This window comes from Buchnera aphidicola (Chaitophorus sp. 3695), assembly GCF_964058985.1.
Lineage (GTDB): Bacteria > Pseudomonadota > Gammaproteobacteria > Enterobacterales > Enterobacteriaceae > Buchnera_J > Buchnera_J aphidicola_BQ.
The window spans coordinates 362,893-376,209 of the sequence record NZ_OZ060379.1; the positions used below are offsets into that span (position 1 = coordinate 362,893).

General features: G+C 17.4%; 12 protein-coding genes and 1 tRNA gene. 7 read left to right on the forward strand and 6 right to left on the reverse strand.

All coding sequences use genetic code 11. The features are described from left to right. Window position 1 precedes the first annotated feature (1 nt). A complete protein-coding gene (gene recB / locus AB4W58_RS01630) occupies window positions 2-3,481 on the forward strand; it encodes an exodeoxyribonuclease V subunit beta (RefSeq protein ID WP_367673952.1) in 3,480 nt (1,159 codons plus the stop codon). Window positions 3,482-3,492: 11 nt separating this feature from the next. After that, window positions 3,493-5,286, forward strand: a complete 1,794-nt coding sequence (gene recD / locus AB4W58_RS01635; protein WP_367673953.1) for an exodeoxyribonuclease V subunit alpha — start codon at window positions 3,493-3,495, stop codon at window positions 5,284-5,286. A gap of 3 nt (window positions 5,287-5,289) precedes the next feature. Here recD and AB4W58_RS01640 read toward each other — a convergent pair. Next, window positions 5,290-5,363 (reverse strand) — tRNA-Met (locus AB4W58_RS01640). Window positions 5,364-5,518: 155 nt separating this feature from the next. Between AB4W58_RS01640 and ribH the strand changes: the two genes are divergently transcribed. The 4 genes from ribH to AB4W58_RS01660 all read left to right on the forward strand — a co-directional run bounded on the left by ribH (window position 5,519) and on the right by AB4W58_RS01660 (window position 8,017). Then, window positions 5,519-5,992: a 6,7-dimethyl-8-ribityllumazine synthase gene (ribH, locus tag AB4W58_RS01645; RefSeq protein ID WP_367673954.1), complete on the forward strand. Its 474-nt coding sequence runs from the start codon at window positions 5,519-5,521 to the stop codon at window positions 5,990-5,992. Window positions 5,993-6,077: 85 nt separating this feature from the next. Next, window positions 6,078-7,193, forward strand: a complete 1,116-nt coding sequence (gene ribD, locus AB4W58_RS01650) for a bifunctional diaminohydroxyphosphoribosylaminopyrimidine deaminase/5-amino-6-(5-phosphoribosylamino)uracil reductase RibD (protein ID WP_367673955.1) — start codon at window positions 6,078-6,080, stop codon at window positions 7,191-7,193. A gap of 29 nt (window positions 7,194-7,222) precedes the next feature. After that, window positions 7,223-7,639: a transcription antitermination factor NusB gene (gene nusB / locus AB4W58_RS01655; protein WP_367673956.1), complete on the forward strand. Its 417-nt coding sequence runs from the start codon at window positions 7,223-7,225 to the stop codon at window positions 7,637-7,639. 93 nt (window positions 7,640-7,732) lie between these two features. Next, window positions 7,733-8,017, forward strand: coding sequence for a TusE/DsrC/DsvC family sulfur relay protein (locus AB4W58_RS01660; protein ID WP_367673957.1), 285 nt, complete (start codon window positions 7,733-7,735; stop codon window positions 8,015-8,017). Window positions 8,018-8,020: 3 nt separating this feature from the next. On the opposite strand, the gene cyoE is transcribed toward AB4W58_RS01660, so the two are convergent. The 5 genes from cyoE to cyoA are packed head-to-tail and all read right to left on the reverse strand — an operon-like array spanning window position 8,021 to window position 12,712. Beyond that, a complete protein-coding gene (gene cyoE / locus AB4W58_RS01665) occupies window positions 8,021-8,860 on the reverse strand; it encodes a heme o synthase (protein WP_367674251.1) in 840 nt (279 codons plus the stop codon). Between the two features lie 35 nt (window positions 8,861-8,895). Further along, entirely contained in the window at window positions 8,896-9,225 is a 330-nt protein-coding gene (locus AB4W58_RS01670; RefSeq protein WP_367673958.1) for a cytochrome o ubiquinol/quinol oxidase subunit IV, read from the reverse strand. Beyond that, on the reverse strand, window positions 9,222-9,845 hold the full coding sequence (locus AB4W58_RS01675; RefSeq protein WP_367673959.1) for a cytochrome c oxidase subunit 3: 624 nt from the start codon (window positions 9,843-9,845) through the stop codon (window positions 9,222-9,224). Before AB4W58_RS01675 ends, AB4W58_RS01670 begins: the two co-directional genes overlap by 4 nt. Window positions 9,846-9,855: 10 nt before the next feature. Continuing rightward, the gene (gene cyoB / locus AB4W58_RS01680; protein ID WP_367673960.1) at window positions 9,856-11,841 is read right to left on the reverse strand and encodes a cytochrome o ubiquinol oxidase subunit I; all 1,986 of its coding nucleotides are present in this window, start codon (window positions 11,839-11,841) and stop codon (window positions 9,856-9,858) included. Between the two features lie 43 nt (window positions 11,842-11,884). After that, window positions 11,885-12,712: a ubiquinol oxidase subunit II gene (cyoA, locus tag AB4W58_RS01685; protein WP_367673961.1), complete on the reverse strand. Its 828-nt coding sequence runs from the start codon at window positions 12,710-12,712 to the stop codon at window positions 11,885-11,887. Between the two features lie 283 nt (window positions 12,713-12,995). Here cyoA and AB4W58_RS01690 point away from each other — a divergent pair, with 283 nt between their 5' ends. Then, a complete protein-coding gene (locus tag AB4W58_RS01690) occupies window positions 12,996-13,292 on the forward strand; it encodes a BolA family protein (protein ID WP_367673962.1) in 297 nt (98 codons plus the stop codon). Window positions 13,293-13,317 lie beyond the last annotated feature (25 nt).

A 13,317-nucleotide genomic window follows, 5' to 3' on the forward strand; every position in this document is an offset into this window, starting at 1 on the left:
AATGAATATATTAAATAATATATTTTTAATTCCATTTAAAGGAATTAAAATAATTGAAGCTTCAGCAGGAACAGGTAAAACATTTACAATTATTTTATTATATTTACGTTTATTATTAGGAATTAATAATAAAAAAAAATATTTAGTAAAAGAAATTTTAATTATTACTTACACTAAAAATGCCAAAATAGAAATTCAAAATAGATTAGAAAAAAACATCTATCATTGCTATATAGACTGTTTGTCTAAAAAAACAAAAAATTTGCATTTTAAACAATTATTTCAAAAAATTAAAGATTATAAAAATGCAAGTATTTTATTAAAAAAAGCTTATATAGAAATTCATAATGCATCAATTTATACTATTCATGGATTTTGTAAATATATATTAAACATTAAAAATTTTAATCATGATTATTCTTGTACAAAAAAAAAATATCAAGAAGAAATTTTATATAAAAAATCTGTATATACTTTTTGGAGAAAATTTTTTTATCCTTTAGACACAGAAATATCAAATATAATTTTTAAATACTGGAAAAATCCAGATAATCTTTTATTAGAAATTGTTCAATTTTTAAGCATTAAATCAAAAATATATTTTAAAAATAAAAAAAAAGTAAAAAATATTTATGAAAAACATTATGATAATATAAAAAAAATAAAAAATTTTAAAAAAAAATGGACTAACATAAATATTTTATTAAACGAAAATTTTTTAAAAAAAAAATTTAATAAAAGAATATATAATCAGAAAAACATTTCTAGATGGATAAAAAAAATTACAAAATGGACTTTAAAAAAAACTAAAAATTATAGCATTCCAAACGAATTGAAATATTTTGTAAAAGAAAAGATAGAATTAAATTGTTATAAATTTCATAAAACAGATTTTTTATTTTTAAAAATTATAAAAAAATTTTTAAAAATTAAATTTTCTTTAAAAGAAAACATTATTTTTTATGCAATCAAAAAAATACCAAAAATTTTAAAAAAAATTAAAAAAAAAAAATTTTGCTTTGATAATTTAATTACTTCTATGCTGTTATTTTTAAAAAATAAAAAAAATTTAGCACAGTTTATAGAAAAAAAATTTCCGATAGCATTTATTGATGAATTTCAAGACACAGATAATCAACAATACAATATTTTTAAAAAAATATACCGAAATAAAAAAAAATCTTCTTTAATATTAATAGGAGATCCTAAACAATCTATTTATAATTTTAGAGGAGCTGATATATTTTTTTATCTAAAAAATACATTTAAAATATCTAATTTATATACTTTAAAAATAAATTGGAGATCTTCAAAAAAATTAATAGATAGTATAAATTTATTATTTAAAAGACATAAAAATAGTTTTATCTTTAAAGAAATACAATATAAATCTATTTTATCTTCTCAAAATTCTTCAAAAAAAAAATTTATTATTGATAACAAAGAACAACCTGCAATTACATTTTGGTTACATAAAAATAAAAATAAAAAAATAGATGATTATAACAACTGGATTTCTAAAAAATGCGCTGAGAATATTTCTTATTTAATTTCAAAGATAAAAAATAAAAAAGCTATCTTAGAAACTGAAAATAATAAAAAAAAATTAAAAATAAAAGATATCTGTATTTTAGTAAAAAATTTTAAAGAATTTGAAATATTAAAATTACAATTTAAAAAAAAAAATATCAATACTTATTATACTTCTAATAAAAAATCTATTTTTAAAAAAAGCATCATAAAAGAAATTTTTTATATACTACAATCTATTTTAAATTATTCGAATGAATATTATTTTAATAGAGCTATTACTACTTCTATTATATCAAAAAATTTTTATACTTTAATTCAATTAAAAAAAAAATATCTTAAACTATCAAAATTAAAAAACAAATTTATTCAATTTTTGAATATATGGAAAAAAAAAGGAATTTTAAATCTCATTAAAAATATTATTTATCAAAGCCCTATTTATGAAAAATATTTTTTTAATGGTCAAAAAAAAAACTGTATTTCAAATTTAATTCATTTAGGAGAAATTTTAGAAAAAAAATCTATACTGAAAAAAAATTTATTTTTTTTATTAACATGGCTTAAAAAAAAAATATATCAAGATAATCAATATAATGAAAATTATTCTCAAAGATTAACTTATAATAATAAAAATTGTATTAATATAACTACTATATATAAATCTAAAGGATTACAATATCCAATTATTTGGATTCCATTTATTTCAAATTTTTTATCTTTTCAAAAACTTATTTTCCATGATAGAAAAAAATTTCATATTCTAACAAATATTAAAAAAAAAGAAAAACAAATAAAATTAGAAAAAGAAGAAAAATTATCAGAAGAAATTCGTTTATTATATGTTGCTATCACTCGCGCTATATTTCATTGCAGTATAGGTGTTAGTCCATTTATAAATATGAAAAAAATACACAATCAAACAAAATTTCATAATAGTGGATTAGGATACATATTGCAGAAAGGAAAAAAAATGAATATTAAAGAATTTAAAAATGAAATTAAAAAAATTAATTTAAATAAAAATATTCATATTACTTCTAAAAATTTAATTCCAGATTATATAAAAAAAAATAAAAATAAAAAAAATATTATAGAAAAAAATTATCTTCAAAGAATCTTTAAAATAGAAGAAAATACAAGTTATACTAAAATATGTAAAAAAAAAATAGAAATAAAAAATATAAAAAAAAAAAATAAAAAAAATAATTGTCAAAATAAAACAAATAAATTAACCAAAAATTATTTTCCTAAAGGAAAAAAATATGGAATTTTTTTACATAAAATACTTGAACACATAAATTTTAAAAAAAAAAATCATTATTTAATTTTAAAATTTTTAAAAAATATAAAATTAAAAAAAAATTGGTTTTCTATAATAGAAAAATGGATTAATTTAATTTTATTAAAACCTTTAAATAAAATTAAAATAAATCTATACAGTTTAAATAAAAAAGATTACATAAAAGAATTTAAATTTTCTTTACCATTAAAAAAAAATATTAATATTCATTTAATTGATAAAATATTAAATATAAAAAATAAAAATATCAATAAAAATTTTAAAGAAAATTTTAATACAAAACATAAAATTTTAACTGGAAGTATTGATTTAATTTTTACATTTAATAAAAAATTTTATGTAATAGATTATAAATCTAATTTTTTAGGAAAAAATTCTAAATTTTATAATAAAAAATATTTAAAAAAAGAAATTATAACAAATAAATACTATATTCAATATTATTTATATTCTATTGCACTGCATAGATTTCTTAAATTAAAATTAAAAAATTATAAATTTAAAAAAAATTTTGGAGGGTTTTATTATATTTTTTTACGTGGAATCAATCAAAAAAATAAAAATGGGATTTTTTTTTGTAAACCTAAATATTATTTAATTAAAAAATTAAATAATTATTTTTTTAAAAAACAAACAAAAAAAAAATAAAATATTAAATCATGATTAAATTAATAAAAAAACTAGTTAAACAAAAAATATTTCATAAAATAGATTATTATTTTGCAAAAAATATAGCAGATAAATCTGAATCATTACTATTGATCACTGCAGCATATATAAGTTTATTAAATAGAAAAGGATACACTTTTTTGTCTTTAAAAAAAATTAAAAAAAATAAAATATTTTCAAAAAAAATTATTGATAAAATTAAGAATATTAAAAATATAAAAAAAGAATTATTAAAAAGCAAATCTGTAGGAAAAAAAAATAAAAATTTTCCATTAATAATTGATAGAAAAAATTTATATTTAAATAAAATATGGATTATTGAACAAAAAATATTAAAGTTTTTAACATATAAATATAATCTAAAAGAATATAGTTTAAATGTATGGAAAAAAATTTTTCAAGAAAATTTTTATAAAAAATCTCATATTGAAAAAAAAATAGCAATTATTTTATGTTTATTAAATAAATTTACAATTATATTAGGTTCTCCAGGAACAGGAAAAACACAATTAATTTCTAAGATTATTTATGCATTTATTAAAATTTCAAAAAAAAGAAAAATTATCTTAGCTTCTCCTACAGGAAAAGCAAGTTCAGTATTAATTGAATCTATTAAAAAAAATAAATATTTATTAAATATCAAAAATAAATATCAAAAATATATTCCTAATATTGCATTTACTTTGCATGATTTATTTAAAATAAATAATTATTATGAAAATAATTTTTTTTATAAAATAAAAAAAATTAATTATGATTTATTAATCATTGATGAATCATCTATGATAGATATTTTTATGTTAGAAAAAATTATTGATAGTATTGATAAAAATGGACAAGTAATATTTTTAGGAGATCCAAATCAATTACCTTCTATCAACAGTGGATCTTTTTTAAAAGATATTTTTTCTATATATAAAAAAATAGAAAATAAAGATATATACTTAAAATTAATAGATCTAATTAAAAAAAAATATTTTAAAAAAAACCAAAAATTTATAAAAAAAAATATTTTTTTTTTAAAAAAAAAATATCGATTTAAAAAAAAATCTGATATTAACAAATGCGCTAAAATAATTAAAAACTTTCAAAAAAAAAAAATTAAAAATATTTTTAATAATAAATTTAATAACATTAAATTTTTTGTTATAAATAACTCTTGTTTTTCATATAAAAATATGATTAAAAAAATATTTAAAATGTATAAAAATTATTGGAATATGATTTTTAAAAAATATCCATATAAAAAAATTTTAAAATACTTTAATCAAATAAGAATTTTATGTGTATTAAAAAAAGGAATTTTTGGTGTAAGTGGGATTAATAAAATATTTAAAAAAATGATTTTTAAAAAATATTTTATTAAATCTATCAAAACAAATAAATGGTATATAGGTAAACCTATAATTATTTTAAAAAATAAAAAAAATTTAAACTTATTTAATGGAAGTATTGGTATTACTCTATTAGATAAAAAAAAAAATATGCAGGTATTTTTCTTAATGAATAATGGAGAAATAAAAAATATTCCAATAAATTTATTACCTAAATATAAAACTACATGGGCTATTACTATTCATAAATCACAAGGATCAGAATTTAAAAAAATAAATATAATATTTCCATTAAAAATTAATAAAATTATGAGTAGAGAAATTATTTATACAGGAATAACTAGGTCTAAAAAAAAAATACATATATTTTCTAAAAAAAGTATTTTTTTAAAATCAGCAAAAAATAAAATTATTAGACAAAGTGGATTTATAAAGAAAATAAAAATTTAATATTTGCGGGAGTTGGATTTGAACCAACGACCTTCGGGTTATGAGCCCGACGAGCTACCAAACTGCTCCACCCCGCGATATTTAGTTAATATAACATTTATATTATTAAAATACAATATTTTTATATATAAATATATTATTTTAATATCTATGAAAAAAAAATATTTAATATATAATAAAAATATCTACGCAAAATAATTATTTTATAAAATAATTTTTACAAAGGAAAAAAATGAAAATTATTCAAGCTAAACTAATAACAAAAAAAGCAAAAATCGCTATTATTACTACAAGATTTAACGAATTTATTAATGATAAATTACTAAAAAGTTGTATTCAAACATTAAAGAGAATCGGAAATATAGAATCAAATAATATAACTGTAATAAAAATACCAGGTGCATATGAAATCTCTATTATTTCAGAAATTATTGCATATCAAAAAAAATATCATGCAATTATAGTTTTAGGAACTATTATAAAAGGAGAAACGAGGCATAATAAATTTATAGAAAATTCACTTACATATGGATTATCTAAAATTAGTATTCAACATAGAATTCCCATTATTACAGGTATATTAATGACAAAAAATATTAATGAAACTTTAGAAAGATGTGGAATTAAAATAAATAATAAAGGATCTGAAGCAGCTATATCCACTTTAGAAATTATTAATATTATTAAAAAAATTAATCAAAAATAAAATTTTTTAAAAAAATACTTTATATAAAATATTTTATACTTGATTAAATCATTCACTATTTCTAAATAATTTTCATAGAGAACATATGATTAATCATAAGAAATATATGAAATATGCAATAAAATTAGCAAAAAAAGGAACTTTTACTACTTCTTCAAATCCAATAGTAGGTTGTGTTATTGTTAAAAATAATATTATAGTGGGAAAAGGATGGCATAAAAAAAGAGGTTCTGAACATGCTGAAATTATTGCTTTAAATATGGCTAAAAATCTATCTTACGGAGCAATAATGTATGTTACACTTGAGCCATGTTCACATTATGGTTTAACAAGTCCATGTTATAAAAAAATTATTTCTTCTGGAATACGTGAAATTTTTATTTCTATTAAAGATCCTAATCCTAAAGTAAATGGTACAAGTATACAAAAATTAAAAAAGTCAGGAATAAAAGTACATGTGGGATTATTAAAAAAAAAAAATAAATTTCTAAATAGAGAGTTTTTTAAATGGATTAAAACAAAAAATCCCTGGATAAATCTTAAAATAGCAATGTCATTTGATGGTAAAATAGCTACTAAATCTGGAGAAAGTAAATGGATTACATCAAAAAAATCAAGACAAGAAGTACATAAATTACGTGCAAAAAATGCAGCAATACTGACAACAAGTAATACAGTTCTTCATGATAATCCTTTATTAAACGTTCGTTTAAAAGAAATGAACTGTTTAGATAAAAAATATTTTTATAAAAAAAAATTTATACAACCTATAAGAATTATAATCGATAGTAAAAATAGAATTCAAAAAAATCATAAAATAATTCAAATTAAGAGTAAAATTTTCTTAATTAGATTAAAAAAAGATAAAAAAAATTGGCCAAATCATGTAAAACAAATAATTATTCCGGAATATAAAAAAAAAATAAATTTAATACTATTATTTAAATTTTTAGGAACCTTAAATATAAAAAATATTTTAGTAGAATCCGGATCTATTTTTTCATCTTCTTTACTATCATTAAATATCATTGATGAACTTATAATATATTGCGCTCCAATTATATTAGGTAATAAATCTAAACCTATTTTTTTACTTAATCATATAAAAAAAATTTCTCAATCTAAAAAAATAATTTTTAGAAAAATATCTAAAATAGGTAAAGATTTATGTATTAAAATTAATTTTAAAAAAAAACAATAAATTATATAATCCAATCTAATGAGAAAAAAATGAAGATTTATTTACGTAAAAATTCTAGAATATGTATTGTACAAGCATTATATTCTTGGCAATTATCTAATAATAAAATTTATAAAATAAAAAAATTTTTTTATGAAAAGTATAAAAAAATAGATTTTCAATATTTTAATGAAGTTTTTACAGGAATTATAAAAAATAAAATTAAAATAGATAATTTAATAAAACCATATATCTTAAGAAATTTAAATCGATTAAGTGAAGTAGAAAAATCAATTTTAAGAATGTCTGTTTATGAACTGTTTAAAAGAAAAGATATTCCTTATAAAGTAATTATTAATGAAGGAATAGAAATATCTAAAATTTTTGGATCTAAAGATAGTCATAAATTTATTAACGGTGTATTAGATAAAGCAGCATTTAAAATACGTTTTAAAAAAATTGCATAATATTTATTTATATATTTCCATAAAAATATAAATAATTTACAATAATTATAAAAAATAATAATTCTTAAAATTTATATAAGTATTAAAATAATTATGATGATAAAAAAAATAAAAAAATGGAATAAAAAATATGCTATTAATGTAGCAAAAAATGAAGGTATTAAAATGCAATCTAAACATTGGAACATAATTTATTTTGCAAGAAATTTTTATTTAAAATTTAATATGTCTCCTCCTATAAGAATATTATTAATAGCTATTAATAAAAAATCTCAAAAAAAAATTAATAGTTTTTCTTTAATTAAATTATTTCCTAAAAATCCCTCAATGCAAATCAGTAAAATTGCTGGTATTCCAAAACCGAATAAATGTTTATAAAATTTAAAAAAAATCAATACATAAAAAAATATTAAATAAAATTATATAAATAATAGAAAATTTAAAAATTTTTATTGCCCATTTTTTTTTATAAAAATAAATATTATAATAACCTTCTGAAATTATTGATAACCAAAAATAACCTAAAAATAAAAAAATAAAACTATTTAAAAAATTTAAAAAATATACAATATTTAAAATAAAAATTAAAAAAGTTAAAATAATTACATAAAAATACATATGATCTAAAGTTGTACGAAAATTATTTACTATAGGAAAAACAGGTATTTTAGCTTTTTTATAATCTTTTAAATATATTAAATAAATTGCATATGAATGAGGTATTTGCCAAAAAAAATGAATTAAAAATAATATAATAGAAATAAAATTAAAATAATGTTCTATTGAAAAATATCCTATTATAATTGGACATGATCCAGAAAGTGCTCCAATAATAGTAGCATATTGAGATTTTTTTTTTAATAAAATAGTATATATAATAACGTAAATAAATAAACCAAATAAAGATATCATATATACTAATTTATTTAAAAATAATAATAATGTTAAACTTCCAAGAAAAAATAAAAAAAAAGAAAAAATATAAGCAGAATTTATTGAAATATATTTATTTACTAAAACTCTTTTTTTCGTTCTTTTCATTTTTTTATCATTTTTTATATCTAAAATATTATTTAAAACGCATCCACAAGCTATCATAAAAAATAAACCTATAATTATAGCTAGAAATATTCTATAATTAAAAATATTTGTTTTTAAAGCAAAAAAATATCCAGCTAAAGCTGAAAATATATTAGCTACAATAATCCGTGGTTTTATAATTTCAAAATAATAAAAAAAAAAATTTTACATATTTTTTAAAAACATATTGCATAATGATTGATATTCCTCATAATCCATATAGAACCAGTTAAAATAATAGATACAATGGTTAATGTAAATATTATGGAGAAAAAATTCCAATAGTTTTTATTAAAATCATCTAGATGTAAAAAAAATAATATATGCATTAAAACTTGTATAAAACAACATAATGTAATAAAAAAATATAAATAATTTTTTGAAAATATATTATAAATTACTATATAAAAAGGAAAAATAGATAAAATTAAAGATAAAATAAAAACTAATATATAAAAAAAAATTGATGTCTTAAAAAAACTTTTTTTTTTAATATTTAAAATCATTGTATTGCTCCACATAAATAAACAAAAGTAAATAAAAAAATCCATATAATATCAAGAAAATGCCAAAAAATACTTAAACATAAAATTCTAGTTCTAACAATTTTGTCTATTCCTAAAATATAAATTTGAAAAATCATTAAAATAATCCAAAATAAACCACAAATTACATGAAAACCATGTAACCATAATAAAGTATAAAATGATGAAAGAAATCCACTTCTACTAGGAAGATAATTATTTTTAAATAGATTTAAAAATTCTATTACTTCCATAGTAATAAAAAAAAATCCTAATATAAATACAAAAAATAGAAATAACATTACCATAAACGAATTACATTTTTTTACAAAATTAATTGCTATACTAAAACATAAAGAACTTAATAATAAAAAAAATGTTTCTAAAAAAACAAATTTTAAATTAAAAAAATCTTTTCCAGATGGACCGTTTGAAATATTATGAATCATTACAAAATAAACTGCAAAAATAGTAGAAAAAATAATACAATCACTCATAATATAAATCCAAAAACCAAAAATAGTTTTTCGACAAACTTTAACTTTTTCTGATAAATTATTTTTTTTTTTTGGAAAAAAGTTATTTAAAAAATTTTTAAGCATAATTTTTACTCTATTTATTTAAATTTTTATAATAATTATTTTCTATTTTTCTAATTATTTTCTTTTTAATACGTTTCTTTTTATCTTTAAAAAAACTTTTATATACAAAAATAAAAATAACATTAATAATAGAAAAAAAGAAAAGCCACCAAATATGCCATACCGCAGAAAATCCTAAAATTAATAGAAATAAACTAATAATAATTCCATATATATTATTTTGAGGAATATATAAATCTTTATATTTATACAAATTTTTTAAATCATTTTTTAAAAAAGAATTTTTTTCTTTTATTTTCCAAAATATATCTCTAGCATATACTTTTGGTATAATAAAAAAATTATAATCTGGAACTGGAGAAGATATACTCCATTCTAAAGTTCTTCCATTCCAAGGATCTCCTGTAACATCTAAATTTTTTTTACGTTGTACAATAGAAACTATAAATTGTATAACCTGAGATATAATTCCTAAACCAATTAAAAATACTCCAATACAAGCAATAGATAATAAAAAGTGAAAATTAAAATCTATATTTTGACTTAATCTACGAGTCATACCCATAAATCCTAAAAAATATAATGGAATAAAAGCAAATAAAAAACCTATAATCCAAAAGAAAAAAGAAACTTTTCCCCAAAATTCATTTAATATAAATCCAAAAACTTTAGGAAACCAATATGTAATTCCTGCAAAACAACCAAATACCACTCCTCCAATAATAACATTATGAAAATGAGCAACTAAAAATAAACTATTATGCAAAACAAAATCTGCCGGAGGTAAAGATAATAATACTCCAGCCATTCCTCCTATAGAAAAAGTTATTAAGAAACCAATAGTCCATAACATGCAAGAATGAAAATAAATACGCCCTCTATACATCGTAAACAACCAATTAAAAATTTTTACTCCAGTAGGTACTGCAATAATCATTGTAGTAATTCCAAAAAAAGCATTTACGTTAGCTCCAGCTCCCATGGTAAAAAAATGATGTAACCATACTATAAAAGATAAAACAGTAATAACTAAAGTTGCCCAAACTAATGAAACATATCCAAATAAAGATTTTCTAGAAAATGTAGATACTATTTCAGAAAAAATACCAAAAGCAGGAAGTACTAAAATATAAACTTCAGGATGTCCCCAAATCCAAATTAAATTAATATACATCATCATATTTCCACCTAATTCATTAGTGAAAAAATGAAATCCTAAATATCGATCTAAAGTTAATAAAGTTAAAGTTACTGTTAATACTGGAAAAGAAGCAATAATTAAAAGATTAGAACATAAAACAGTCCATGTAAAAACTGGCATTCTAAACATTGTCATTCCTGGAGCTCGCATCTTTAATATAGTTACTAAAAAATTAATTGCAGTTAAAGTAGTTCCTAAACCAGCAATTTGTAAACACCAAATCCAATAATCTACTCCAACTCCTGGACTAAATTGCATTTCAGATAAAGGAGGATATGCTAACCAACCTGTTTTTGCAAATTCACCTATTCCTAAAGATAAATTAATTAATATAACTGCACTTACAGTTATCCAAAAACTTAAATTATTTAAAAATGGAAATGCTAAATCACGAGCACCAATTTGTAAAGGTACAACAAAATTCATCAAACCAATAATTAATGGCATTGCTACAAAAAAAATCATAATAACGCCATGAGCAGTAAATATTTGATCATAATGATAAGATGGTAAAAATCCAACGGGATTCTCAAAAGAAGCTAAATATTGTTGAATTCTCATCATAATAGCATCAACAAAACCTCGAAATAACATTATGAAAGATAATATTATATACATTATAGCAATTTTTTTATGATCTACAGTAGTAAACCAATGGTTCCATAAATACTTCCATTTTTTAAAATACGTAATCCCAGATACAATAAATATTGTAGTTAAAAAAATAAAAATATATGTAATTAAAATAATTGGTTCATGAAAAGGTATATCTGCCCATGATAATTTTCCAAACATATAATGTTTTCCTAAATTTTATAAAATAAATTTTATTAAATAACTATTTTATATTCATAATATCTTTTATAAATTTCATATCTGTAAAATAAAAAAAATTTACATGATTAATTTTATAAAAATTATTAAGATTATTAAAACTTGAAACTATTTTGCATTTTTTATGTACTTTATTAATCCATGAATAAAAAAAATCATGATTAGATACAGAAAACACATTAAATTTCATATCAGAAAATTTTTTTCCACTATAATTTGAAGAAATTCCTTTATATAAACCAGAAATATTTGAAATTAAATTTAAATTTGTAATCATTCCTGGCATAGAATATATCTGACTTCCTAAAGATGGAATAAAAAAAGAATTCATAACTGTATTAGAAGTTATATAAAACTTGATTGGGATATTATTAGGAATAATTAATTTGTTTATTGTAATAATTTTTTGTTGAGGATATATAAATATCCATTTCCAGTTTGTAGATAATACATATATTTTTAAAGGTTTTAAGTTATTTATATAAATAGATTTTTTAGGATCTAAATCATGTGTTTTATTCCATGACAAAACAGATAAAAATAAAATAATAGCTATAGGAATACCCCAAGAAAAAAATTCAATAATATAGGAATGATTCCAATTAGGATTATACATAGAATTTTTATATTTATGATAATATTTTATAGAAAAAAAAATAGTCATAAAAATTACTGGTATCACTATAATTAACATTATTAAAAATGCAATAATAATTAATTTTTTTTGCTCTAAAGCTATTTGGCCTTTAGGAGAAATAATGCCTCCACGACATCCAATTAATAAAAATGATAAAAAAAATACTAAAGATTTTTTAAATTCATCAAAATTCATACTTAAAACCTCAAACCATTTAAATAAAATTTATATTTTATAAAATTAAAATTTTAAACTATTTTATAATATAATTTTTTAACTTATTAAAATAAATAGATATTTAAAAAATTAAAAAATACTAAAAATTTTTATAAACATTATAATATTATCTTAATAAATTTATTTTAAATTAAAAAATAATTTATATACTATATAAATAAAAAATTTTAAACTAAATTATTTTATTTTATATGTACAACTAAAAATAAAAAATTTTTATAAATAAAAAAAAATACTAAATATGATAAATTTAATAGAAAAAAAAATAAAAAAAACCATTCAGGTTAGTTATTTAAAAATATATAATATAAGTTTTATGCATCCAAAATTAAAAAATAATAACTCTCATTTTAAAATCATTATTGTTGCTCAAAATTTTTTTAAAATAAATATATTAAGAAGACATCAAATAATTTATAATATTTTATCTAAAGAATTAAAAAAAATAATACATGGAATAGAAATTTTTACATATACTCCAATAGAATGGATAAAAAAATCAAAAAAAAAAATATATTCTGTAAAATGTAAAAAATAATTTCATAAATTATATTATTAAAAAT

Coding starts and splice junctions, on each gene's coding strand:
- recB (WP_367673952.1), top strand. CDS start 2: ATGAATATATTAAATAATATATTTTTAATTCCATTTAAAGGAATTAAA.
- recD (WP_367673953.1), top strand. CDS start 3,493: ATGATTAAATTAATAAAAAAACTAGTTAAACAAAAAATATTTCATAAA.
- ribH (WP_367673954.1), top strand. CDS start 5,519: ATGAAAATTATTCAAGCTAAACTAATAACAAAAAAAGCAAAAATCGCT.
- ribD (WP_367673955.1), top strand. CDS start 6,078: ATGATTAATCATAAGAAATATATGAAATATGCAATAAAATTAGCAAAA.
- nusB (WP_367673956.1), top strand. CDS start 7,223: ATGAAGATTTATTTACGTAAAAATTCTAGAATATGTATTGTACAAGCA.
- AB4W58_RS01660 (WP_367673957.1), top strand. CDS start 7,733: ATGATGATAAAAAAAATAAAAAAATGGAATAAAAAATATGCTATTAAT.
- AB4W58_RS01670 (WP_367673958.1), bottom strand. CDS start 9,225: ATGATTTTAAATATTAAAAAAAAAAGTTTTTTTAAGACATCAATTTTT.
- AB4W58_RS01675 (WP_367673959.1), bottom strand. CDS start 9,845: ATGCTTAAAAATTTTTTAAATAACTTTTTTCCAAAAAAAAAAAATAAT.
- cyoB (WP_367673960.1), bottom strand. CDS start 11,841: ATGTTTGGAAAATTATCATGGGCAGATATACCTTTTCATGAACCAATT.
- cyoA (WP_367673961.1), bottom strand. CDS start 12,712: ATGAATTTTGATGAATTTAAAAAATCTTTAGTATTTTTTTTATCATTT.
- AB4W58_RS01690 (WP_367673962.1), top strand. CDS start 12,996: ATGATAAATTTAATAGAAAAAAAAATAAAAAAAACCATTCAGGTTAGT.